Annotated in this window: 18 protein-coding genes and 1 pseudogene; 12 read left to right on the forward strand and 7 right to left on the reverse strand. The window is 61.6% G+C overall.

Translation table 11 applies throughout. From position 1 onward, the window contains the following. Positions 1–290: 290 nt before the first annotated feature. The 4 genes from glnA (at position 291) to ntrC (ending at position 5,174) form a co-directional block, all read left to right on the forward strand. Positions 291–1,697 carry a type I glutamate--ammonia ligase gene (gene glnA / locus ACF8EA_RS06940; RefSeq protein ID WP_021783715.1) on the forward strand — a complete coding sequence of 469 codons (1,407 nt, stop codon included), beginning with the start codon at positions 291–293 and terminating at the stop codon, positions 1,695–1,697. A 148-nt stretch (positions 1,698–1,845) separates the two neighbouring features. After that, a complete protein-coding gene (gene aroQ, locus ACF8EA_RS06945; RefSeq protein WP_392521347.1) occupies positions 1,846–2,388 on the forward strand; it encodes a gamma subclass chorismate mutase AroQ in 543 nt (180 codons plus the stop codon). Positions 2,389–2,655: 267 nt separating this feature from the next. Continuing rightward, a complete protein-coding gene (glnL, locus tag ACF8EA_RS06950) occupies positions 2,656–3,741 on the forward strand; it encodes a nitrogen regulation protein NR(II) (protein WP_003249215.1) in 1,086 nt (361 codons plus the stop codon). Beyond that, positions 3,738–5,174 carry a nitrogen regulation protein NR(I) gene (gene ntrC, locus ACF8EA_RS06955; RefSeq protein ID WP_135192483.1) on the forward strand — a complete coding sequence of 479 codons (1,437 nt, stop codon included), beginning with the start codon at positions 3,738–3,740 and terminating at the stop codon, positions 5,172–5,174. Before glnL ends, ntrC begins: the two co-directional genes overlap by 4 nt. A 358-nt stretch (positions 5,175–5,532) precedes the next feature. Here ntrC and ACF8EA_RS06960 read toward each other — a convergent pair whose 3' ends face one another. Beyond that, positions 5,533–5,970, reverse strand: coding sequence for a hypothetical protein (locus ACF8EA_RS06960; protein WP_021783713.1), 438 nt, complete (start codon positions 5,968–5,970; stop codon positions 5,533–5,535). Here ACF8EA_RS06960 and trmL point away from each other — a divergent pair. Beyond that, positions 5,969–6,430, forward strand: coding sequence for a tRNA (uridine(34)/cytosine(34)/5-carboxymethylaminomethyluridine(34)-2'-O)-methyltransferase TrmL (gene trmL, locus ACF8EA_RS06965; RefSeq protein WP_003249209.1), 462 nt, complete (start codon positions 5,969–5,971; stop codon positions 6,428–6,430). The genes ACF8EA_RS06960 and trmL overlap by 2 nt on opposite strands. 154 nt (positions 6,431–6,584) lie before the next feature. On the opposite strand, the gene secB is transcribed toward trmL, so the two are convergent. From secB to ACF8EA_RS06980, 3 genes are read right to left on the reverse strand one after another with little or no spacing between them, the layout of a single operon-like run. Next, entirely contained in the window at positions 6,585–7,070 is a 486-nt protein-coding gene (gene secB, locus ACF8EA_RS06970) for a protein-export chaperone SecB (RefSeq protein WP_003249206.1), read from the reverse strand. Positions 7,071–7,109: 39 nt separating this feature from the next. Beyond that, positions 7,110–7,364, reverse strand: coding sequence for a glutaredoxin 3 (grxC, locus tag ACF8EA_RS06975; protein ID WP_392521348.1), 255 nt, complete (start codon positions 7,362–7,364; stop codon positions 7,110–7,112). A 1-nt stretch (position 7,365) separates the two neighbouring features. Next, positions 7,366–7,779, reverse strand: a complete 414-nt coding sequence (locus ACF8EA_RS06980) for a rhodanese-like domain-containing protein (protein WP_010955605.1) — start codon at positions 7,777–7,779, stop codon at positions 7,366–7,368. A 207-nt stretch (positions 7,780–7,986) separates the two neighbouring features. Here ACF8EA_RS06980 and gpmI point away from each other — a divergent pair, with 207 nt between their 5' ends. The 4 genes from gpmI (at position 7,987) to ACF8EA_RS07000 (ending at position 13,142) form a co-directional block, all read left to right on the forward strand. Then, entirely contained in the window at positions 7,987–9,522 is a 1,536-nt protein-coding gene (gene gpmI / locus ACF8EA_RS06985) for a 2,3-bisphosphoglycerate-independent phosphoglycerate mutase (RefSeq protein WP_392521349.1), read from the forward strand. Positions 9,523–9,663: 141 nt separating this feature from the next. Continuing rightward, the gene (locus ACF8EA_RS06990) at positions 9,664–10,971 is read left to right on the forward strand and encodes a murein hydrolase activator EnvC (protein WP_103469605.1); all 1,308 of its coding nucleotides are present in this window, start codon (positions 9,664–9,666) and stop codon (positions 10,969–10,971) included. A 78-nt stretch (positions 10,972–11,049) separates the two neighbouring features. Then, a complete protein-coding gene (locus ACF8EA_RS06995) occupies positions 11,050–12,366 on the forward strand; it encodes a S41 family peptidase (RefSeq protein WP_021783709.1) in 1,317 nt (438 codons plus the stop codon). Positions 12,367–12,374: 8 nt separating this feature from the next. Further along, positions 12,375–13,142: a divergent polysaccharide deacetylase family protein gene (locus tag ACF8EA_RS07000; protein WP_392521350.1), complete on the forward strand. Its 768-nt coding sequence runs from the start codon at positions 12,375–12,377 to the stop codon at positions 13,140–13,142. A gap of 43 nt (positions 13,143–13,185) precedes the next feature. Here the strand turns inward: ACF8EA_RS07000 and ACF8EA_RS07005 are convergent, their stop codons facing one another. The 3 genes and pseudogenes from ACF8EA_RS07005 to ACF8EA_RS07015 form a co-directional block, all read right to left on the reverse strand. Continuing rightward, positions 13,186–17,871, reverse strand: a complete 4,686-nt coding sequence (locus tag ACF8EA_RS07005) for a dermonecrotic toxin domain-containing protein (RefSeq protein WP_392521351.1) — start codon at positions 17,869–17,871, stop codon at positions 13,186–13,188. A 117-nt stretch (positions 17,872–17,988) separates the two neighbouring features. After that, complete coding sequence (locus ACF8EA_RS07010) at positions 17,989–18,453, reverse strand: hypothetical protein (RefSeq protein WP_252461035.1); 465 nt, start codon at positions 18,451–18,453, stop codon at positions 17,989–17,991. Further along, positions 18,401–19,935 (reverse strand): annotated as a pseudogene (locus ACF8EA_RS07015) (BCCT family transporter). The gene ACF8EA_RS07010 and the pseudogene ACF8EA_RS07015 overlap by 53 nt, the downstream one beginning before the upstream one ends. 532 nt (positions 19,936–20,467) lie before the next feature. Between ACF8EA_RS07015 and betI the strand changes: the two are divergent. From betI to betA, 3 genes are all read left to right on the forward strand, one after another. Continuing rightward, complete coding sequence (betI, locus tag ACF8EA_RS07020; RefSeq protein WP_084850219.1) at positions 20,468–21,124, forward strand: transcriptional regulator BetI; 657 nt, start codon at positions 20,468–20,470, stop codon at positions 21,122–21,124. Positions 21,125–21,163: 39 nt separating this feature from the next. After that, positions 21,164–22,636, forward strand: coding sequence for a betaine-aldehyde dehydrogenase (gene betB, locus ACF8EA_RS07025; RefSeq protein ID WP_021783704.1), 1,473 nt, complete (start codon positions 21,164–21,166; stop codon positions 22,634–22,636). 77 nt (positions 22,637–22,713) lie between these two features. Then, positions 22,714–24,411, forward strand: coding sequence for a choline dehydrogenase (gene betA, locus ACF8EA_RS07030; protein WP_021783703.1), 1,698 nt, complete (start codon positions 22,714–22,716; stop codon positions 24,409–24,411). The last annotated feature ends 25 nt before the right edge of the window (positions 24,412–24,436 follow it).

Genomic DNA, 24,436 nt, shown 5'->3' on the forward strand with positions numbered 1-24,436 from the left:
CGATGCGCCGCGCGGGCGGCGCTCGGTCTCACGGGCACCACAAAAACCAAGGCGTGCACCCTAATGGTGCGCCGCCTCCAAAATTCGCATCTTAAGAGTGCACTTTCCCAGCCTACCCCAACGCCAAATGCCCGCAAACGCCCCCTTTTATCCCAGCCTCGCCATTTTCGGGCACTGGCATGCAATTTGCTCCCTTGTGAGGCAGGTAAGCTTGGCCGACTATCCGCGCCCGGCAACACCCTTTTTCCAGGGCAGCGGCCCACCGCGCTCTAGACCATCCGGAGGACAACATGTCGAAGTCGGTTCAACTCATCAAAGATCATGACGTCAAGTGGATTGATCTGCGTTTCACGGACACCAAAGGCACTCAGCACCACGTGACCATGCCGTCGCGTGATGCGCTGGACGAAGACTTCTTCGAAGTCGGCAAGATGTTCGACGGTTCCTCCATCGCTGGCTGGAAAGGCATCGAAGCCTCCGACATGATCCTGATGCCGGTTGACGAAACCGCCGTTCTGGATCCGTTCACCGAAGAGCCAACCCTGATCATTACCTGCGACATCGTCGACCCGTCGAGCATGCAGGGCTACGATCGCGACCCACGTGCAATCGCCAAGCGCGCCGAAGAGTACCTGAAGAGCACCGGCATCGGTGACACCGTATTCGCCGGCCCAGAGCCTGAGTTCTTCATCTTCGACGAAGTGAAGTTCCAGTCGGACATCTCCGGCTCGATGTTCAAGATCTTCTCCGAGCAGGGCTCGTGGATGACCGGCGCTGACGTGGAAGGCGGCAACAAAGGCCACCGTCCAGGCGTGAAAGGCGGCTACTTCCCGGTTCCGCCGTTCGACCACGACCACGAAATCCGTACTGCCATGTGCAACGCTCTGGAAGAAATGGGCCAGACCGTTGAAGTTCACCACCACGAAGTGGCGACTGCCGGCCAGAACGAAATCGGCGTCAAGTTCAACACCCTGGTGAAGAAGGCTGACGAAGTACAGGCGCTGAAATACGTCGTGCACAACGTTGCCGACGCTTACGGCCGTACCGCCACCTTCATGCCGAAGCCACTGTACGGCGACAACGGCTCGGGCATGCACGTGCACATGTCGATCTGGAAAGACGGCAAGAACACCTTCTCGGGTGAAGGCTATGCCGGCCTGTCCGACACCGCTCTGTACTTCATCGGCGGTATCATCAAGCACGGTAAGGCCCTGAACGGCTTCACCAACCCGTCGACCAACTCCTACAAGCGTCTGGTCCCAGGCTTCGAAGCCCCGGTAATGCTGGCCTACTCGGCTCGCAACCGCTCCGCCTCGATCCGTATTCCTTACGTTGGCAGCCCGAAAGCCCGCCGTATCGAAGCACGCTTCCCGGACCCATCGGCCAACCCGTACCTGGCCTTCGCGGCCCTGCTGATGGCTGGCCTGGACGGCATCCAGAACAAGATCCACCCAGGCGACGCGGCCGACAAGAACCTGTACGACCTGCCGCCAGAAGAAGCCAAGAACATTCCGCAAGTGTGCGGCAGCCTGAAAGAAGCTCTGGAAGAGCTGGATAAAGGCCGTGCGTTCCTGACCAAGGGCGGCGTGTTCTCCGACGACTTCATCGATGCCTTCATCGAGCTGAAGAGCGAAGAAGAAATCAAGGTCCGCACCTTCGTACACCCGCTGGAATACGAGCTGTACTACAGCTGCTGATCTGATTGGCGCCTCGCGCCGATGACATGATCACAACGGCCTCCCTCGGGAGGCCGTTTTTGTTTTCATACATGCGAATCAGAACGCCCCTACAAGCAGCAGTTGGTCAACTGCGCACAATCCATTCTCCCTCTGTATGGAGAACACCATGCGCCTGGCCATCACATCACTTTGCTTGCCGTTTGCCTTGATCGGCTGCATCGCTCCTGAAGCTTCCCAGCCTGAATTCAACCCACTCCTATCCAACATCGAGTACCGACTGGATCTGGCCAGCTCGGTTGCACTGCACAAGTGGGAACACAACCTTGCCGTAGCAGCGCCCGAGCGCGAGCGCGAAGTCCTTGCCCTGGTGCGCCAGCAGGCCGCCGACCATGACCTCAGCCCTGAACGCGCCGCCGCTTTCTTCAGCGACCAGATCGAGGCCAACAAGCTGATGCAGTACACCTTGCTCGATCACTGGGTCATGCTAGGGCAGAGTCCGTCAGCAACAGCCCTTGATTTGGTCGACCAACTGCGACCTCGTCTGGACAAGCTTCAAACAACGCTTCTGTTCGAGTTGGGGCGATTCGACCGGCACCCTCCAGTGGACTGCGCGCGTAAACTCGCCAACGCCCTGCACGCCCGCACCAATGACCCGATACGCCACCTAGCCCTGGTCCGCGCGACCGCACAGCTGTGCCCGAAACACTAGACGCGCCAATGCTCTATATTGGTGCATAACAACGTCAAACGCTCCGCCATGCACCCCAAAATAGGTCGCGCGGAGCGCCAGCTCAGCAAATTTTGATCCGATTGGGCGCAAATTCAGGCCTTTCTCAGCTATTTCCGCTTCTTTTCGGAGCCTTGGTTTGTTTCTTGCATTTTTTGCAGGAAGAGAGTCTCGCATCAGCGGATCCACAGCACGCCAGGATCTGGCCCCAAGTGCCAGGCAAGCGCCAAAAGAGGTCAACGACGCCTTATGACCATCAGCGATGCACAGCACCGTCTGCTTCTGGACAACCTGACCACCGCCACGTTGCTGCTCAACGCCGAGCTGCGCCTGGAGTACATGAACCCGGCCGCAGAAATGCTGCTGGCCGTCAGTGGCCAGCGCAGCCATGGGCAGTTCATCAGCGAGCTGTTCACCGAATCGACCGAAGCGCTCAGCTCGCTGCGCCAGGCGGTCGAGCAGGCGCACCCGTTCACCAAGCGTGAAGCGCAGCTTACATCGCTGACCGGGCAGACCATCACCGTCGACTACGCGGTAACGCCGATACTGCATCAAGGCCAGACCTTGCTGTTGCTCGAAGTGCACCCGCGGGACCGGCTGCTGCGCATCACCAAGGAAGAGGCCCAGCTGAGCAAGCAGGAAACCACCAAGATGCTGGTGCGCGGCCTGGCCCACGAAATCAAGAACCCCCTTGGCGGCATCCGCGGAGCGGCCCAGCTACTGGCCCGCGAACTGCCCGAGGAAGGGCTGCGCGACTACACCAATGTGATCATCGAAGAGGCCGACCGCTTGCGTAACCTGGTCGACCGCATGCTCGGCTCGAACAAGCTGCCGTCGCTGGCCATGACCAATATTCACGAAGTGCTGGAGCGGGTGTGCAGCCTGGTCGATGCCGAAAGCCAGGGGTGCATCACTTTGGTGCGCGATTACGACCCAAGCCTTCCGGACGTGCTGATCGACCGAGAACAGATGATTCAGGCCGTACTCAACATCGTGCGCAACGCCATGCAGGCGATCAGCTCGCAGAATGAACTGCGCCTGGGTCGCATCACCTTGCGCAGCCGCGCCCTGCGCCAGTTCACCATCGGCCACGTTCGTCACCGCCTGGTAGCGCGGGTAGAGATCATCGACAACGGCCCGGGCATCCCGCCAGAACTGCAGGACACCCTCTTCTATCCCATGGTCAGTGGCCGCCCGGACGGTACCGGGCTTGGCCTGGCCATTACCCAGAACATCATCAGCCAGCATCAGGGCCTGATCGAGTGTGAAAGCCACGCAGGCCATACCGCCTTCTCGATTTACCTGCCTCTGGAACAAGGAGCCACCGCCTCATGAGCCGAAGTGAAACCGTATGGATCGTCGACGATGATCGCTCCATCCGCTGGGTCCTGGAAAAAGCCCTGCAACAGGAAGGCATGACCACCCAGAGCTTCGACAGCGCAGACGGTGTCATGGGGCGCCTGGCACGCCAGCAACCCGACGTGATCATTTCCGATATTCGCATGCCTGGCACCAGCGGCCTCGACCTGCTGGCGCAGATCCGCGAGCAGCACCCACGCCTGCCGGTCATCATCATGACCGCCCACTCCGACCTGGACAGCGCCGTGGCTTCCTACCAGGGCGGTGCCTTCGAGTACCTGCCCAAGCCATTCGACGTCGACGAAGCGGTATCGCTGGTCAAGCGCGCCAACCAGCACGCCCAGGAGCAGCAAGGCCTGGATGTGCCACAGAACCTGGCGCGCACCCCGGAAATCATTGGTGAAGCCCCGGCGATGCAGGAGGTGTTCCGCGCCATCGGACGCCTCAGCCACTCCAACATCACCGTGCTGATCAACGGCGAGTCCGGCACCGGCAAAGAACTGGTGGCCCACGCCCTGCACCGGCACAGCCCGCGCGCAGCATCGCCGTTCATTGCCCTGAACATGGCCGCCATCCCCAAGGATTTGATGGAGTCGGAGCTGTTCGGCCATGAGAAAGGTGCCTTCACAGGTGCTGCCAACTTGCGTCGCGGCCGTTTCGAGCAGGCCGATGGCGGCACGCTGTTCCTCGATGAAATCGGGGACATGCCTGCCGACACCCAGACCCGCCTGCTGCGTGTACTGGCCGATGGCGAGTTCTACCGCGTGGGCGGCCACGTGCCGGTCAAGGTCGACGTGCGCATCATCGCCGCCACCCACCAGAACCTGGAGTCACTGGTGCAGGCCGGCAAGTTCCGTGAGGACTTGTTCCACCGGCTGAACGTGATCCGCATCCATATTCCGCGCCTGGCCGACCGCCGCGAAGATATCCCCGCCCTCGCCCGCCACTTCCTTGCCCGGGCCGCCCAGGAGCTGGCAGTCGAGCCGAAGATCCTCAAGCCGGAGACTGAAGAGTTCATCCGCAACCTGCCATGGCCGGGCAACGTGCGGCAGATGGAGAACACTTGCCGCTGGATTACCGTGATGGCCTCCAGCCGTGAAGTGCTGATCGGCGACCTGCCGCCAGAACTGCTGAACCTGCCACAAGACGCCGCGCCGGTAACCAACTGGGAGCAGGCCCTGCGCCAGTGGGCCGACCAGGCGTTAACGCGCGGCCAGACCAACCTGCTGGACAGCGCAGTGCCGAGTTTTGAACGCATCATGATCGAGACGGCACTCAAGCACACCGCCGGACGTCGGCGGGATGCCGCGCTGTTGCTGGGCTGGGGGCGTAACACCCTGACGCGCAAGATCAAGGAGTTGGGGATGAATGTGGCGGGAGGGGATGATGAGGACGGTGATGACCACTGAGTTCCGGGTTAATCCGTAGACCTCTGGGGCCGCTTTGCGGCCCCAGTCATTTCAGCCCCCCGATGCACCGATCCTGTGCCCGATGCACCTCACGAAGGCACAAACCCCCTCAAAAGCCGGCCAATTCGTCCTCAAAGCCCAGTATTCACGGGCTTTGCAAAACTGGCACGCCCCCTGCAATAAGCAATACATCTCCAATTTCGGGGGCCCTGGTACAGGCAGGCCGGGTGAACCCCTCTTTTATACGCAGCACCGCCCGTTTTGGGGACCTCGGTACAGGCAGGCCGGGACATCCCCCCTTTATACGCAGTACCCCTTTCGGGGACCCTGGTACAGGCAGGCCGGGATATCCCCTCTTTTATTCGTGCAGTTTCACTTGCACCCGCCAGCGCCCAGCGTCCTCTGCACCGGCCCATTCGCCGTGCAGGGGGCGCGCGGCCACCACCGTCAGCAACAAACCTTCCTTGCTGTGCTGTATCCGCCAGCTCACCGGCTTGCCCAGCAGGCTAAGCTGCCCTTGCTGAGCCTTGCCCTGGGCCTGGAACAGCAACGCCACCGTCCCTTCCACGTTCTCGCCATGCAGCTTGGGCTCTTCGTTGAACCAAAGCTCCAGGCCATCCTGCATCACCTGCACCTGCTGCAGCTCGCGCTCGTCAGGCGTAGTCAGGCGACCGATCATCAGCCCCACCATCAAGCCGACGATCGCCAACGACAACATCACCCGTGGGAAGGCCTTCGAACGCACGTCCGGTTCAGGGGTAGAATGCCCGTCATCTTCACGCTTGGAGCCGTGCATGTTTCACGTCATCCTTTTTCAACCAGAAATTCCGCCGAATACCGGCAACATCATTCGTCTATGCGCCAACAGCGGCTGCGCCCTGCACCTGATCGAACCCATCAGCTTCGAACTGGATGACAAGCGCCTGCGCCGCGCAGGGCTGGACTACCACGAGTATGCCACGCTCAAGCGCCACGAGAGCCTGGCCGGATGCCTGGAAAGCCTAGGCAACCCACGGTTGTTCGCCTTTACTACCAAGGGCTCGCACCCGTTCCACGAAGTGGCCTTCCAGCCGGGCGACGCCTTCCTGTTCGGGCCAGAGAGCCGCGGGCTGCCGGCCGAGGTGCTGGACAGCCTGCCGGCCGAGCATCGCCTGCGCCTGCCGATGCGGCCGGGGTGCCGTAGCCTGAACCTGTCCAATACCGTGGCGGTGACGGTGTATGAGGCGTGGCGGCAGAACGGGTTTGCCGGGAGCTGATGTGTCGCCTGTGCGGGCCTCTTCGCGGGCAAACCCGCTCCTACACAAGTCGAGGGAACGGCGCGATCCCCTGTAGGAGGGGGTTACCCGCGAAGAGGCCCGCACAGGCAACAAAAAAGCGCCCCGAGAGGCGCTTTCTGGATACCGGCAGTTATTACTGCACAGTCGGCGCTTCACCCGCTTCCTGCATACGCTGCATTTCTTGCGCGTACAGGGCGTCGAAGTTGACCGGCGACAGCATCAGCGCCGGGAACGAACCGCGGGTCACCAGGCTATCCAGGGCCTCACGGGCATAAGGGAACAGGATGTTCGGGCAGAACGCACCCAGGGTGTGGCTCATCGAAGGCGCATCGAGGTTGGCGATCAGGAAGATACCGGCCTGCTGCACTTCAGCAATGAAAGCCACTTCGTCACCGTTCTTGACGGTAACCGACAGGGTCAGCACGACCTCGTGGAAGTCGCCTTCCAGGGATTTCTGCTTGGTGTTCAGGTCCAGGGCAACGCTTGGCTCCCAGGTCTGACGGAAGATCTGCGGGCTTTTCGGGGCCTCGAACGACAGGTCGCGCACATAGATGCGTTGCAGGGAGAACTGCGGGCTGTTGTCTTCTGCAGCAGCGCCGTTGGTCTGTTGGTCAGTCATGTCAGATCCTTATCCTAATGTTTTTGAATGCAGTGCAAATCAGGCCGCCAGCAGCGCGTCGAGCTTGCCGGCGCGCTCCAGGGCATAGAGGTCATCGCATCCACCGACATGGGTGCTGCCGATCCAGATCTGCGGCACAGACGTACGGCCGGCTTTCTGACTCATCTCGACGCGAACCTGCGGCTTGCCGTCGACCTTGATTTCCTCGAAGGCCACACCCTTGCTCTCGAGCAGGTACTTGGCGCGCATGCAGTAGGGGCAGTAGTCGCTGGAATAGACGATGACAGGCTTCATATCACTTCACCAGGGGCAGGTTATCGGCTTTCCAACTGGAAACGCCACCGCTCAGTTTGGCGGCGTTGTAACCAGCTTTGAGCAGCTCGCGGCAAATAGTGCCGGACTGCTGGCCCATCGCGTCGACGACAATCAGGGTCTTCTCTTTATGTTTGCCCAACTCGGTCATGCGGTTGGCCAGTTTGTCCTGCGGGATGTTCACCGCACCGACGATATGACCAGCGGAGTATTCCTTGGCCGGGCGAATGTCGATAACCAGGGCCTTCTCGGCATTGACCAGGGCTGTCAGTTGGCCATTAGTCAGGCTCTGGCCACCACGACGGATTTCATTGATGAGCAACAGAACCAGCAGAATGAGGAAGATCGCAACCAGGATGTAGTGATCTGTCGCGAATTGAATCAGGTGAGCAACCATCAGCGGTGTTCCAGGCGATTGAAAATGCCGGCCAGTATACACAGCCCCTTGGTGCCACCAAAGCCCGGCGGGCCGGCCACAAAACCACCTTCATGTTGCTAGCACAGGTGCGCCGGTCGGTGGAATGGGACGAATATTCGCCGCGGGTGGCGTATTTGCCCTAAAATGCGTGTCTTTATCATCTTTGAACAACCGTGAGTTTGATTGATGACGAGCACGCCCAAACCCCTGGTCCTGATTATCCTGGATGGCTTCGGCCATAGCGATATCCCCGAACACAACGCCATCTTTGCCGCCAATAAACCGGTCTATGACCGCCTGTGCGCCACCCAGCCGCATGGCCTCATTTCCGGCTCGGGCATGGATGTCGGCCTGCCGGACGGGCAGATGGGCAACTCCGAAGTCGGTCATATGAACCTCGGCGCAGGTCGCGTCGTCTATCAGGACTTCACCCGGGTGACCAAGGCCATCCGCGACGGCGAGTTCTTCGAAAACCCGGTGCTGACCGGTGCTGTGGACAAGGCAGCCAGTGCTGGCAAGGCCGTACACATCCTCGGGCTGCTGTCCGATGGTGGCGTACACAGCCACCAGGACCACTTGGTGGCCATGGCCGAACTGGCCGCGCAGCGTGGTGCCGAAAAGATCTACCTGCACGCCTTCCTCGATGGCCGCGACACCCCGCCACGCAGCGCGCAGTCGTCCATCGAACTGCTCGACGCCACCTTCGCCAAACTGGGCAAGGGCCGCATCGCCAGCCTGATCGGCCGCTACTACGCCATGGACCGCGACAACCGCTGGGACCGCGTCAGCGCCGCCTACAACCTGATCGTCGACAGCGCTGCCGAGTACACCGCTGACACGGCTCTGGCAGGCCTGGAAGCCGCTTATGCCCGTGACGAGAGCGATGAATTCGTAAAAGCCACGCGCATTGGCGAAGCAGTCAAGGTCGAAGATGGCGATGCCGTGATCTTCATGAACTTCCGCGCCGACCGTGCTCGCGAACTGTCGCGTGCATTTGTAGAGCCAGACTTCACGGAATTCGCCCGTGCGCGCCTGCCGAAGATGGCGGCTTACATCGGCCTGACCCAGTATTCGGCGAAGATTCCGGCACCGGCGGCCTTTGCGCCGTCCAGCCTGAACAACGTGCTGGGCGAATACCTGGCGAAAAACGGCAAGACCCAACTGCGCATCGCCGAAACCGAGAAATACGCCCACGTCACCTTCTTCTTCTCTGGTGGCCGCGAAGAGCCGTTCGAAGGCGAAGAACGCATCCTGATCCCGTCGCCGAAGGTCGCCACCTATGACCTGCAACCGGAAATGAGCGCACCAGAGGTCACCGATCGCATCGTCGAAGCCATCGAACAGCAGCGCTTCGACGTCATCGTGGTCAACTACGCCAACGGCGACATGGTTGGCCACACCGGCGTGTTCGAGGCGGCAGTCAAGGCCGTCGAAGCGCTGGATACCTGCGTAGGCCGCATTGTCGAAGCGCTGGACAAGGTCGGCGGCGAGGCGCTGATCACCGCCGACCACGGCAACGTCGAGCAGATGGAAGACGAGTGCACCGGCCAGGCGCACACCGCGCACACTACCGAGCCGGTACCGTTCATCTATGTGGGCAAGCGCAACGTGAAAGTGCGTGCGGGCGGCGTGCTGGCCGACGTGGCGCCAACCATGCTGAAGCTGCTGGGGCTGGAAAAGCCGGTGGAAATGACCGGTACCTCGATTCTGGTCGACGCCTGATCGGCGACAAGGGGCTGCTTTGCAGCCCCAATTGCACATGAATTCCAGACAAACGCCCCCCTGCATCCGCAGCGAGGCGTTTTTTTTGCCTGCCCACGCGGGCATACTAGGCCAGTCTCCATCCTTGGTACGCCAAACCCCATGCTTCGCGCCCTGATCCTCCTAGCCCTGTCTTGCCTGCTCAGCCCGGCCTTCGCCGATGAGCGCGCGCAGACCCAGCAGCAACTGGATGCCACCCGCCAGGACATTGCCGAGCTCAAGAAAACGCTGAGCAAGCTCCAGGAAGAAAAGGCCGGTGTGCAAAAGGACCTCAAAACCACCGAAACCGACATCGGTAACCTCGAAAAGCAGGTGGAGGCCCTGCAGCAAGAACTAAAAAAGACTGAAGGCGAGCTGGAGCGCCTTGATACCGAGAAAAAAAAACTCCAGAGCGCCCGCGTTGAACAACAACGACTGATCGCCATTCAGGCCCGCTCGGCCTACCAGAACAACGGTCGCGAGGAATACCTCAAGCTGCTGCTCAACCAGCAGAACCCCGAGAAGTTCGCCCGCACCCTCACCTATTACGACTACCTGAGCAAGGCGCGCCTGGAGCAATTGCGCACCTTCAACGAGACCTTGCGCCAACTGGCCAACGTCGAACAGGAAATTTCCAGCCAGCAGCAACAGCTGTTGGCCCAGCGCGCCGACCTCGACAGCCGCCGGCAGGCGCTGGAAACCGAGCGCGCCAAGCGCCAGCAGGTACTGGCCAAGCTCAACAGCGATGTAAAGGACCGCGGTCAAAAATTGCAAGCGCGCGAGCAGGACCAGGCCGACCTGGCCAAGGTCCTGAAAACCATCGAGGAAACCCTCGCCCGCCAGGCCCGTGAAGCTGAAGAAGCGCGCAAGAAGGCCCTGCTGGCGCAGCAGGAAGCGGAAAAGCGCCGCAAGCAGGAAGCGCTGGCCGCTGCGGCTGCCCGCGACCAGGCCCGTGAGCCAGCGGAGCCGCCGAAAAAGGCCCGCACCACCCTCGGGCCGATGGTTTCCAGCGATGGCGCGAACTACGGCGGCGCATTTTCTGCTGCGCGAGGCAAACTTCCATGGCCAGTCAATGGTCGACTGCTGGCACGCTTCGGTGATGCCCGCGGCAGCGACGCCCGCGCCAAGTGGGACGGGGTGATGATCAGCGCCACACCGGGCACTCAGGTACGTGCCGTGCACGGCGGGCGTGTGGTATTCGCGGACTGGTTGCGCGGCGCCGGGCTTCTGGTCATTCTCGACCATGGCAACGGTTACCTGAGCCTGTACGGCCACAACCAGAGCCTGCTCAAGAATGCCGGTGATATCGTCAAGGCCGGTGAGGCCATTTCCACCGTTGGCAACAGCGGTGGCCAGGAAGCGGCAGGCTTGTACTTCGCTATCCGCCAGCAGGGCCGCCCTACCGACCCTTCGCAGTGGTGCCGAGGCTAGTTAAATTTCTACGGCGCAGCTTGAGTGCTGCACCGATGCTCCCCAAGGAGCACCTACAGGATCAGGAGTTCGTTCGACATGCTGCACTCGCCTCGTCTCACCCAGCTGGCCCTGTCCATCGCCCTGGCGGTCGGCGCGCCCCTGGCCACCGCCGCAGAGCCGGCCAAGGTCGCCGCAGTGCCAGCCACCGAGGTGACCGCCAAGGCGCCACTGCCGCTGGAAGAACTGCGCACCTTCGCCGAGGTTCTGGACCGTATCAAGGCCGCCTACGTCGAACCGGTAGACGACAAGACCCTGCTGGAGAACGCCATCAAGGGCATGCTAAGCAACCTTGACCCGCACTCGGCCTACCTTGGCCCCGAGGACTTCCAGGAGCTGCAGGAAAGCACCAGCGGCGAGTTCGGCGGGCTGGGCATTGAAGTAGGCCAGGAAGACGGCTTCATCAAGGTGGTCTCGCCAATCGACGACACCCCTGCCTCGCGGGCCGGCGTGCAAGCTGGTGACCTGATCGTCAAGATCAATGGCGCCCCGACCCGCGGCCAGACCATGACCGAAGCGGTCGACAAGATGCGCGGCAAGGTCGGCGAGAAAATCACCCTGACCTTGGTGCGCGACGGCGGCACCCCGTTTGACGTGACCTTGAGCCGCGCGGTCATTCAGGTCAAGAGCGTGAAGAGCCAGCTACTGGAGAACGATTACGGCTACATCCGTATCACCCAGTTCCAGGTCAAGACCGGTGACGAAGTGGGCAAGGCCCTGGCCAAGCTGCGCAAGGACAACGGCAAGAAGCTGCGCGGGGTAGTGCTGGACCTGCGCAACAACCCGGGCGGCGTGCTGCAGTCGGCGGTGGAAGTAGCCGACCACTTCCTGACCAAAGGCCTGATCGTCTACACCAAGGGCCGCATCGCCAACTCCGAGCTGCGATTCTCGGCCGACCCGGCCGATGCCAGCGAAGGCGTGCCGCTGGTGGTACTGATCAACGGTGGCAGTGCATCGGCATCGGAGATTGTCGCCGGCGCCCTGCAGGACCAGAAGCGCGCCGTGCTGATGGGCACCGACAGTTTCGGCAAAGGCTCGGTGCAGACCGTGCTGCCACTGGCCAACGACCGCGCCCTGAAGCTCACCACTGCGCTGTACTACACCCCCAACGGCCGTTCGATCCAGGCCCAGGGCATCGTCCCGGACATCGAAGTGCGCCAGGCCAAGCTCACCGCCGAGGCCGACACCGAAAGCTTCAAGGAGGCCGACCTGCAGGGCCACCTGGGCAACGGCAACGGCGGCGCCGACCGCCCGACCGGCAGCAGCAAGCGCAAGGAACGCCCGCAGGATGACGACTTCCAGTTGAGCCAGGCTCTGAGCCTGCTCAAAGGCCTGAACATCACCAAGGGCGACTGATCTACCCTATGCGTTATCTGCTGTGTCTGTTGTTTTGCCTGATGGCCGGAATCGCGCAAGCGGCGCCGGCCAACACCGCCTACATGAGCATCATCATCGACGATCTGGGCCAGAACCCCGAGCGTGACAGCCGTACCCTGGCGCTGCCCGGGCCGGTGACCATGGCGATCATGCCCGACACCCCCCATGCCACCGACTTCGCACGCCAGGCGCACAAGGCCGGCAAGACGGTGATCCTGCACATGCCCATGGACCCGGCCACCGGGCCCTATGCCTGGCACCCGGGCATCGCCATCGAAGAACTGGCGCGGCGCCTGGACGCAGCATTGGTCAAGGTGCCCTACGCCGCCGGCATCAACAACCACATGGGCAGCCGCATGACCGCACAGCGTGAACCCATGGCGTGGTTGATGGGCGAGCTGCAGCGGCGCCAACTGTTCTTCGTCGACAGCCGCACCAGCGCCGCCACGGTCGCCGCGGCCGAGGCTCAAGCACACGATGTGGCGCATGTGTCGCGGGATGTATTTCTGGATGACGTGCGCACTCCGGAAGCCATCGACGCTCAGCTGCAACAGGGCATTGCGCTGGCCCGCAAGCAAGGCTCAGCCGTGTTGATCGGCCACCCCTACCCACAAACGCTAGCGGTGCTGGAAAGGCAGATTCCACGGCTCAAGCAATCGGGTATCGAACTGATCACGCTGCAACAGATGATCGCCACACGGGGCAACCAGGCCATGCCTGCACACGGTAAGCATGGCCGTTACAGCAATCGCTAGCGTTGCCGATCGCGGGTTACCACTGGGCTGAAAGTGCAACTGTTCAGAGGTTGAACGGGATCACATCCTTGGCCTGCGCATAGGTCAGGTTACCTCGATAGATGCTCAGTACCTGCCCCTCGCTCGCGGCCTTCATTTGTTCGCGATACCCCATCTTGCGCTGGCTCCACAGCTTCAGATGGCCTTTGCCAAACGCCGTGGGCGCCGCCTGCGAGTCGGCAAAGTGGAAATGCGCGGCCCACAAGGGTCTACCCTTGGCCTCGCCGGGAGCCCGCAACAGGCTGATCCGGTACTCGTCCAGATAGCCATCGGAGACCACCTGCCGAGGCCCGACATATTCCACGGCGAGCAACCCCTGCTGATGGAGAAAATTCAGCCCTCTGGAACCTGGGTAGCGCGTCTTGCTGTAAAGCGCTACCAAACAGTCGCGGCGGGCCTGGCGCAACTGAATCAACGCATCGTCCATGCCTGCCAGCAGCGCGTGCTCTGCGTCGGCATCGCTGAGCTGTTCCCGCAGCTCGGCCACTTCGTTGATCTGGCCGTCCAGCATCGACATCAGGCCCATGTCGTCAGCATCCTTGGCAACCAGGGCTCTGGCTTGAGCGATGACATTTTCGTTCTGTGCCAGCATGGCCTCGGCCAGTTCCCGGTTGTTCCTTTCGGAGTCCGGCGTAGAATTCCGCGACTGCGGTTCCGGTTCGCCCGCGGCGACCTCTTCAACCCAGGTGTTTCCCTGCTTCTGGAAGCGATGCAGCGCGCTCTTGTTGAAAGCCGCTACAACTTGCAGCACAGCCTGCCCGTCGACTACCGATTCGCTGCCAATGACTATCTGACCAGCCCGTGTATGGGCCACCTGCAGGCTCTTTCGTGAATAGACCGCACGACGTGTGCCTCGGACCTGCCCGTCCGCCTGCTCGCGCATGGCCTCGACCAACGCCTCACCGGCTATGCTTTTCAGCTCCACCATCTGTTGCTTGTAGGCCTCAAGGCGCTGGACATCGATGAGCTTGCTACCGAGTGTCTTGATCCGTTCGGCGTTGAGAATCGCCGCGAGGTATTCGTCCCACGCACTTTGCAGTACCTCGATTCGTTCGGCGACAGGCAAATCACAGAACATCAGCAGATGATGCGTTTGTGCGGCCACCCGCAAACGCTGACTGGCGAGCGCATGGCGGAAGATCATGTAGTGCTGGGTAGGCGTGCCTTTGTGCCACTGCAGGGCGAGCTCGACCAGGCCCATGGCCTGGAAAAACCGGATGTTGATCGTGGTCGTCTTGCGGCTCTCGATAATGCTCGAAACGGTCAGCGTGGTATTGACGTAAGGCACTTGCATGTCGATATCGGTGATGGCCAACAGGCGATCCAGCTGGCTGGAGACATTGATGATCCTGGGCTGCTCTTCAAGCAACTTCTCCAACATCGTCCGGAACCTGGCATACAACTCGGCCTGTTTCTCTGGCGGTGCCTCATTGAGCGCATTGGTGAGTTGGTCGTATTCCCTGAACCCACCCAAGGCCAGGAGCTCATCAATGAAGAACATGCCAAAGCTGATCAGGTTCTTGCGGACCTGGCCCAAGAGTATCCGTTGATCTCTCACGCTGCCGCCCTGCGTCGAAGCGCTCGCCTTGTCGAGCACGTAGATAATGTTGCGTTCAGCCTCGAGATACCCCTGGAATAGACTGTCGTTCAACGCCAGGCGCCGGGTGCGCAGCGCATTCGTCTGCTCGTGCAACTGCTGGAGTTTGCGCTTGAACAACTCGGTAGCCTGCTCGAATTGCGCACGTTCGCCCGGGTCGGTTGGTGGCGCCTTTTGCAACCGATCCTCGACTTTCTTTACCGGATCACGCAAACCGACAACCTGCTCGCTCAACGCGTTGAAATCCTTCGTGGCAGCCTCCGCGGCCAAGAGAAGCCGCTCTATCTCGGACTGAGCCTTGGCGATCGGTCCGCTAAGCTTCTTGCGCAGTCGCTCGCGGGCCAACTCGCCGGAGCGATCATTGCCACCGTACAATCGCGAATTATTGAGGTGCCAGACATTGCCGTCGCGCATCAGGTATGGCCCAACCGTGCCGTCCGGACCGATGATGCGAAACGCTGCGTTATCAAGACTGACTCGGTAGACATCACCGTCCAGAGACACATAGAAATCATCCCCAATCCGCACCAGGCCAGCAGCCACGCCCTGCGTCTGCGGTTCACGCCCCGCCAGCGAAACGCTGGTCGCCAACGCCCGCATTTGACCGCGCTGGGCACTCGACAGGCCGTTGAGCCCCCCAGCCCCACGCCAGGAAAAGTCGAGGTGGGTGTTGGCCATCGCCTGCAGCCTGTCGACCGAGGCACTGGGCTCCCGCGTTGCTGTGGAAAGGTTCGCCAACTCGATCCCGTTGCCTGGAGGTGGCCCCTGGAGCAGCGATGGCGGCAGGTCACCAGAAACGGCCGGCGCTGCCAGTTTCGGCGTCTGCAGGTGTATCAGCGCCAGCAAGGTGTTGTTCAGCACATCGACCATCGCCTGGATTCGCTCGTCGAGATGCGGGCTGGCCAGCCCCTGCACATCGTTGATCAGGCTGCGCATGCCGATGTAAAGCCAGGCAACCGAGGTGAGCGGCCCCGGTAACACCGGAAACACAACATTCAGCAGCTCCCAGGAAAATGCCGTGACCAGCCGCCAGCGCACCTCGCTGTTGCTCATGGCGCTGCGATCAGCCAGCTCCAGCAACATCCGGCCCTTGGCTTCGAACATCTGCCGATCCACGTCCTGCGCCCAGAACTGCAGCGCCAACTGAACAGGCTGCGGTTTCGCCGGGAGGGTGTAAGGGTCGAGCAGCCATTGGGGCAGGTGCGGCTCCCGGAAGCCGCCATTGTCGTAGACCGCGCGCTGAGCTTGCTCGATCCACAGCAGCACGCTGTCCTGCAACGCCCCCGGGCGGCTGATCGCATCCAACAGCGCCTGAGCGCTGTCGAACTGAATCAGCGCCTTGTCGGTGTACAGCGGGCAATACAACAGATGAGCCCCCAGCTCGATGAGTTCGATCACGTAGAAACCATGCGCCACGTCGACCCTCTCTGATGTCGGCGAGCGTTTGAACGCAAGCGGTGCAATCCGCACAGCCGCTGCACCTTCCTGGCCACTACGGCAGAATTCTGCCAGGGCGCCGTAGGCGAACTTGTCGAGCCGCTTGACTGCCCGCGCCCGCGCAGCATCGAACATCAGGGTGATACGCCAGCGTATGGCAAATGCCGAGATGTGTTCGGCCCGGCTCGCCGAGCGATCGAGCATCGACTGTACATGACGTGGATAACTGCCGCCGATGTCGACTCGCTGCACCAGATCACGGACGTAATCAATAGTCATCCACTTCATGATCAGCTGGTTTTCCCGGTGCGCGATATGTGTCACCACCCCTCCTGCGGTGGCATCCAGGCGGCCGATCGCCAGTTGCGTCAAGGTCAGCTTCTTTTCACCGGTCTTCTGGCCGAAGCCCAGCCCGTGACCGTCACTGACAAAGGTCTCGACAGTGAGGATAAGGTCGTCAGGGAAGTAATTGGCGTCTACCGGGTGGTCATGCAGCATCTCCTCGCGCAGGCGCGTTGCCGCATAGGTGTGCAAGTCCGGCAGACCGTCCTGAATGCCCTGGGCTGGGCTGTGCTGTTGCAGTAGCGACAAGTCGAGCATGGCTTGCAGATAGGCGGTCTGGCTATCCGTATCGGCTCGCGACAGGCCCTTGGGAAGCGCCAGGCCCAGCCCACCGGAGCCATAGTCACTGAACTCGGCAAAAAAGGACGCGGGGTCGCAGGCCAAATGGCAGTATTGCTCCAGTTGGTCGACGCTGTCGATCGCGCTCCAGCGCAGGCGGGCCACGCGCTCGAGCAAGATTTCCAGCAACAAGGCGCTGTACAGGGCGAAAGCGTCGCCCTCCACAGTCAGGCCTTGCCAGCTCAACTCATCAAACCGGTAACGTCCAGCCATCTGCATTTGCAACGCCGTGCCGAACGCAGCCTGGGCGTCGTAACTGCGGACCAGGCCTTCGGGAGAACACCAGAGTGTCAGTTCGCGAACTTCACTGGAGGCGGTAATCAGCAAACCGGGCAACAGCTCATGGAAAGTGTCTTCGCCCTCACGTAACGCAACCCGCACCAGCTGCACATCGAGCCCGGTACGGTTACCCATCATCAGGTCACGCAGCAGCTTGCGTTGTTCGTCGTCCAGCGCTTCGTCTTTCAGGCCATCGAGCAGGTTGGCGCGCAACAATTGCTGCAACCACAGGTCGCGGTCGATCGTGGCGTCGCCGTTCCAATAGTCGATCTGCGCTTGCTGGAAGTGCCAAAGCAGCATCGGCAGCAACGCGTTGAGGCCATCGGTCAGGCGCGCGGGCTCGATCAAATCGCCCTCGGTAGTTTCAAGGCTCGACTCGATGGCGAAAAAGCGCCGGGGCGGGTTCAGGCTAAGGCGGTAGTCACCCGCAGGGGTGAGGTCCAGTGGTTTAGCCTCAAGCAGGGCCTGCAGCACCACATCCACCAGCGGCTGAGGGTGCCAGACACCATCCGGCTGCAGGGACATCAGGTACAGCGGTGCAGCCGAGGCCATTTCAGGGCGATGCACGCCAACCAGAGGATAGTGCTCCAGGATCACCTTCATGACCTGTTCGCCTACAACCTGGCGGAGCGTGGGACGGCTGGCGAACTGGGTGGCGACTGCGTGATTGAGGTTGTGCGCGTGAGTGGCGGGCATGACCAGGACTCGTTGTGGAATGAACCACAAAGCGTCCTGGAGATGTTATCGAATGAGGTGCTACATATTGCTGCTGGCAAGCCGCGACACCTGGCAGTGCGGCGGCTTGCCGGGCATTCAGCTATAGACGCGGCCAAGCACCTGACGATGGCTCTCGAACTGATCGAGCACATCACGCACGATCTGGTCTGGGACAAAGCCCATCAGGTCGTATTCCTGACTGCCGTCATGCAGGTAGACCTCGGCACGGTAGAAGCGCTGGCGCAGTTCAGGCTCACCCTCGACCGGCGCCTCGCTCGGCGCGGCCATATAGCCATCAAGGCTCACTTCGTAGACGAACGGGTTACCTTCTTCCATCATCACCCGCAAGCCCATCAGGTTGCGCGACTGACCGACACGGGTTTCCACCTCGAAGCCCAAAGTCTGCAGCTGCGCTGCGGCTTCTTTCAACGCCGGGCTGACCTGCTTGTCCATGAAGCGCTGCACCACGGCCTGGGTGGGCTGCAGTTCCAGCTGGGTCAGGCGCTCGCTAAAGCCGCGACGGCCACGGGCGGCCAGTTCGGCGCGCTCCTGCTCGATCACCACGTCCTGCTTCATGGCCTTGTACAGGCCGAACATGAACAGCACCAGCACCACCGAGAACGGCAGGCCCGCCAGCACGACCATGGTCTGCATGGCCTCGAAGTTACCGGCGAACAGCAGGCCGATGGTCACCAGGGTGATCACCACGGACCAGAACACCACCATCCAGTGCGGGGCGTCTTCGTCGACCTTGCCGCCTTTGCACGACAGGTTGGCCATCATCACCGCGCCGGAGTCGGCCGGGGTGAGGAACAGCACGAAACCGACGAACACTGCCACACCAATGACGATCTTGGCTGCCGGGAAGTATTCCAGCAGCTGGTAGATCGACATCGACGGCTGTTCCAGCGCAGTCTTGCCCAGCTCCACAGCGCCTTGGTTGATCACCAGGTCCAGTGCGGTATTGCCGAAGATCGACAGCCAGGCCAGGGTGAAGCCCAGCGGAATCAGCAGCACGCCCATTACCAACTGGCGCACGGTACGGCCCTTGGAGATACGCGCAATGAACATGCCGACGAACGGGCCCCAGGAGATCCACCAGGCCCAATAGAACACGGTCCACAGGCCCAACCAGCGCTCGGACTTGCCGGCTTCGCCTTCATACACATACAGGTCGAAGGTTTTCAGCACGATGCCGTTGAGGTAGTCGCCGACGTTCTGCACGAGACCATTGAGCAGGTGCAGGGTTTCGCCGCCCAGCAATACGAAAATCAGCAGCCCGCTGAACAGCACGATGTTCAGGTTGGACAGGCGACGAATGCCGTTTTCCACACCCGAGACCGCAGCCACGGTGGCCACACCGGCCATGACCAGAATCACCACCAGCAGGTTGGTCTTGCTGTGGTCCATGCCGAACAGGTATTCCAGGCCCGAGGATACCTGCATCGAGCCGATACCCAGGTTGGTCACCAGGCCAAGCAGGGTGACGAACATGCCGAAGATGTCGACGGCATTGCCGGCAGCACCCTTGACCCAACGCTCGCCCACCAGCGGGTACAGCGCCGAGCGCAGTGCCAGCGGCTGGTTGTGGCGGTAAGCGAAGTAACCCACGGCCAGGCCGACCAGGGCATAGATCGCCCAGCCGTGCAGGCCCCAGTGCAGGAAGGTCAGCTGCAAGCCCTGGCGCGCGGCCTCAAGGCTGGCCGGTGTGCCTTCCGGTGGGTTGAAATAGTGGTCCAGCGGCTCGGAGGCGCCGAAGTACAGCAGCGAAATACCGATACCGGACGAGAACAGCATGCCGGCCCAGGCGCCATAGCTGAAGTCCGGCTGGTCGTCCTTGCCACCCAGCTTGAGGCTGCCGTAGTCGGAGAAAGCCAGGTAGACGACGAACAGCAGGTATCCGCAAATGACCAGCATGTAGTACCAGCCGAAGGTGCGCGTCAGCCACTTCTGGGCCACGCCCAGCACCTGGCCGGCGGTTTCGGGTGCAGCGATCAGCAAGGCAGTCAGAACAAGGATCATCAGCGCAGAGGTGAAGAACACCACGCGGTTGACCCGTACCCTCTCGGCGGGGGGCTTGATAAGTGAGGCAGAACTCATTGCACGAATGCTCCGGGCAGTGCGGCTGTGGAGGCTAATCAGTCTTTCCCGAGCAATTGGTGGAATATCCCCACTGCATCAGGTGTTATAAATGAACCTTGGAAACCGTGATCCCGAATCGATACGTTGCCAAAAACAGACAGGTGGCCCGCTGAAAATGCCACGCCTCAACGCAGGTGCGCGCATTCGTCACAGGTCACCCCGCCCGCTCCAAGGGCCTGTCGCAGGACCAATGGCCGTACGGCAGAATCTGCATTTCGCATCGCTCACGCCCGTCAACGCCTTGTATTCCGGGGGTTACACGATTTCCTGGGGTGTCAATCCGTGCCTTCTCGACCGCCTGAAAAACTGTCAATGGCACAAATTGTCGCAGAGCTTATTCTTTATTGATTGAACGTTCAATCAAAACAAAATAGACTGGCCTTCGCCGAGTTAGCCGCCTGTCGTCTGCTCGCAGGCCTGAGGAGATAGCAAGATGCCCAAGGTCGGTATGCAACCCATCCGGCGCCAGCAGTTGATCGAAGCCACATTGCAGGCGGTCGATCAGGTCGGACTGGGGGACGCCAGCATTGCGCTGATTGCCCGTTTGGCCGGTGTGTCGAACGGCATCATCAGTCACTACTTTCGGGACAAGAACGGCCTGATCGCAGCGACGATGGGTTACATCATGAGCATGCTCAACGAAGGCGTCAGAGCACGTCGCCAGGCCCTGAAAGACGACAGCCCGCGCGCTCACCTGAAAGTGATCATCGAGGGCAACTTCGATGCCAGCCAGGTAAACGGCCCGGCAATGAAAACCTGGTTGGCCTTCTGGGCTTCCAGCATGCACCAGCCCGATTTGCACAGGTTGCAGCGGATCAACGACCACCGCTTGTATTCCAACCTGTGCTGCCAGTTCCGCCGCGCCCTGCCGCTCTACCATGCGCGCAAGGCAGCCCGCGGCCTGGCAGCCCTGATCGACGGTTTGTGGCTGCGTGGCGCCCTGTCGGGTGATGCATTCGACACCGACCAGGCGGTACGGATTGCTTACGAATACATGGAACTACAACTGGCCAAGCAGCACACCCTGGGCACAAACGACCAGGCTGCTGACCATGCGCGCAGGGCCCTTGCCAACCCGGCAGGAGCATGACGCGCGAGCCAAACCACACACTGCACTTGCGAGGACACTATGGCCCGTTTCGGAACGCAAAAACTCTACATTGATGGCGCTTACGTCGACGCTGGCAGCGATGCCACTTTCGAAGCCATCAACCCGGCCACTGGCGAAGTCCTCGCCCACGTACAGCGTGCTACCGAGGCAGACGTCGAGAAGGCCGTTGAAAGCGCCGAGCGTGGCCAGAAGATCTGGGCCGCGATGACCGCCATGCAGCGTTCGCGCATCCTGCGCCGCGCCGTCGACATCCTGCGCGAGCGCAACGATGAGCTGGCCATGCTGGAAACCCTGGACACCGGCAAGTCGTACTCCGAAACCCGCTACGTCGACATCGTCACCGGCGCCGACGTGCTGGAATACTACGCAGGCCTGGTGCCGGCCATCGAGGGCGAGCAGATCCCGCTGCGTGAATCGTCCTTCGTCTACACCCGCCGCGAGCCGCTGGGCGTGACCGTGGGTATCGGTGCCTGGAACTACCCGATCCAGATCGCCCTGTGGAAATCTGCCCCGGCCCTGGCCGCTGGCAACGCGATGATCTTCAAACCGTCGGAAGTCACCTCGCTGACCACCCTGAAACTGGCTGAGATCTACACCGAAGCCGGCCTGCCAAACGGCGTGTTCAACGTTCTGACCGGTAGCGGCCGCGAAGTCGGCACCTGGCTGACCGAGCACCCGCGCATCGAAAAAGTGTCCTTCACCGGCGGCACCACCACCGGCAAGAAAGTCATGGCCAGCGCCTCCAGCTCTTCGCTGAAGGAAGTGACCATGGAGCTGGGCGGCAAGTCGCCACTGATCATCTGTGCCGACGCCGATCTGGACAAGGCTGCTGACATCGCCATGATGGCCAACTTCTACAGCTCGGGCCAAGTGTGCACCAATGGCACCCGTGTGTTCATCCCGGCTGAAATGAAGGCGGCCTTCGAAGCCAAGATCGCCGAGCGCGTTGCCCGCATCCGCGTTGGCAACCCGGAAGACGAAAACACCAACTTCGGCCCGCTGGTCAGCTTCCAGCACATGGAAAGCGTGCTGGGCTACATCGCCAAAGGCAAGGAAGAAGGTGCCCGCGTCCTGTGCGGCGGCGAGCGTCTGACTGCCGGTGACTTCGCCAAAGGTGCCTTCGTTGCCCCAACCGTGTTCACCGACTGCACCGACGACATGACCATCGTCAAGGAAGAGATCTTCGGCCCGGTGATGAGCATCCTCACCTACGAAACCGAAGAAGAAGTGATCCGCCGTGCCAACGACACCGACTACGGCCTGGCCGCTGGCGTCTGCACCAACGACATCACCCGCGCCCACCGCATCATCCACAAGCTCGAAGCCGGTATCTGCTGGATCAACGCCTGGGGTGAATCGCCGGCCGAAATGCCGGTAGGTGGCTACAAGCAGTCGGGCGTCGGCCGTGAAAACGGCGTCAGCTCGCTGGCTCAATACACTCGCATCAAGTCGGTCCAGGTCGAGCTGGGCGGCTACAACTCGGTTTTCTGAACCCTGTCTAGCCACGCCCGTGCCACCGCGCACGGGCGTACCCGCTCCCCGATCACCGCCAACACGAGGGTACTTTCATGTCCCAAGAATTCGATTACATCATCGTCGGTGCCGGCTCGGCCGGTAACACCCTGGCGACCCGCCTGACCGAAGACGCCGGCGTTACCGTTTTGCTGCTGGAAGCCGGTGGCCCCGACTACCGCTTCGACTTCCGCACCCAGATGCCAGCCGCCCTGGCCTTCCCGCTGCAAGGCCGCCGCTACAACTGGGCTTACGAGACCGACCCAGAGCCGCACATGGACGGCCGCCGCATGGAATGTGGCCGTGGCAAGGGCCTGGGTGGCTCGTCGCTGATCAACGGCATGTGCTACATCCGCGGTAACGCCATGGACTTCGACGGCTGGGCAGAACTGCCAGGCCTGGAAGACTGGACCTACCTCGACTGCCTGCCGTACTTCCGCAAAGCCGAAACTCGTGACATCGGCCCTAACGACTACCACGGCGGTGATGGCCCGGTCAGTGTCGCCACGCCAAAGGCTGGCAACAACCCGCTGTTCCACGCCATGGTTGAAGCTGGCGTGCAAGCCGGTTACCCGCGCACCGAAGACCTCAACGGCTACCAGCAGGAAGGCTTCGGCCCGATGGACCGTTCGGTGACCAAGAACGGCCGCCGCTCCAGCACCGCCCGTGGTTACCTGGACCAGGCCAAAAAACGCCCGAACCTGACCATCGTCACCCACGCCCTGACCGACCGCGTGCTGTTCGACGGCAAGCGCGCCGTAGGCGTGACCTACCTGGTCGGCGACAGCGAAGAACGCGTTGAAGCCCGCGCCCGCAAGGAAGTGATCGTCAGCTCTGGCGCCATCGCTTCGCCGCAGCTGCTGCAGCGCTCCGGCGTCGGCCCGCGCGCCCTGCTGGAAAGCCTCGACATCCCGGTTGTGCACGACCTGCCGGGCGTTGGTGAAAACCTGCAGGACCACCTGGAGCTGTACCTGCAGTACGCCTGCACCCAGCCAGTATCGCTGTACCCATCGCTGCTGTGGTGGAACCAGCCGGCCATCGGTGCCGAGTGGCTGTTCAATGGCACCGGCATCGGCGCCAGCAACCAGTTCGAGGCCGGTGGTTTCATTCGTACCCGCCCTGAATTCAAGTGGCCGAACATCCAGTACCACTTCCTGCCGGTTGCGATTAACTACAACGGCTCCAATGGCGTGAAGGAACATGGCTTCCAGGCGCACATGGGCTCCATGCGCTCACCTGCTCGCGGCCGCATCCAGGCCAAGTCGAAAGACCCACGCCAACACCCGAGCATCCTGTTCAACTACATGTCCACCGAGCAGGACTGGCAGGAATTCCGTGACGGCATCCGCCTGACCCGTGAAATCATGGCCCAGCCGGCCCTGGACCCGTACCGTGGCCGCGAAATCAGCCCGGGCGCCGACGTGCAAACCGACGAGCAGCTGGACAAGTTCATCCGCGAGCACGCCGAAACCGCCTTCCACCCATCCTGCTCGTGCAAGATGGGCACCGACGACATGGCCGTGGTCGATGGTGAAGGCCGCGTGCATGGCATGCAGGGCCTGCGTGTGGTCGATGCGTCGATCATGCCACTGATCATCACCGGTAACCTCAATGCCACCACGATCATGATTGCCGAAAAGATTTCGGACAAGATCCGTGGTCGCAAGCCACTGCCGCGCAGCACCGCCAAGTACTACGTGGCAGGGGATGCACCAGTGAAAGGCAAGCCGATGCGTGAAGTGAAACAGGGCTGAGGCCTTGATCAGGGGCCGCGCAGCG

The organism is Pseudomonas sp. YQ_5, from assembly GCF_043103305.1.
GTDB classification, from domain to species: Bacteria; Pseudomonadota; Gammaproteobacteria; order Pseudomonadales; family Pseudomonadaceae; genus Aquipseudomonas; species Aquipseudomonas putida_Y.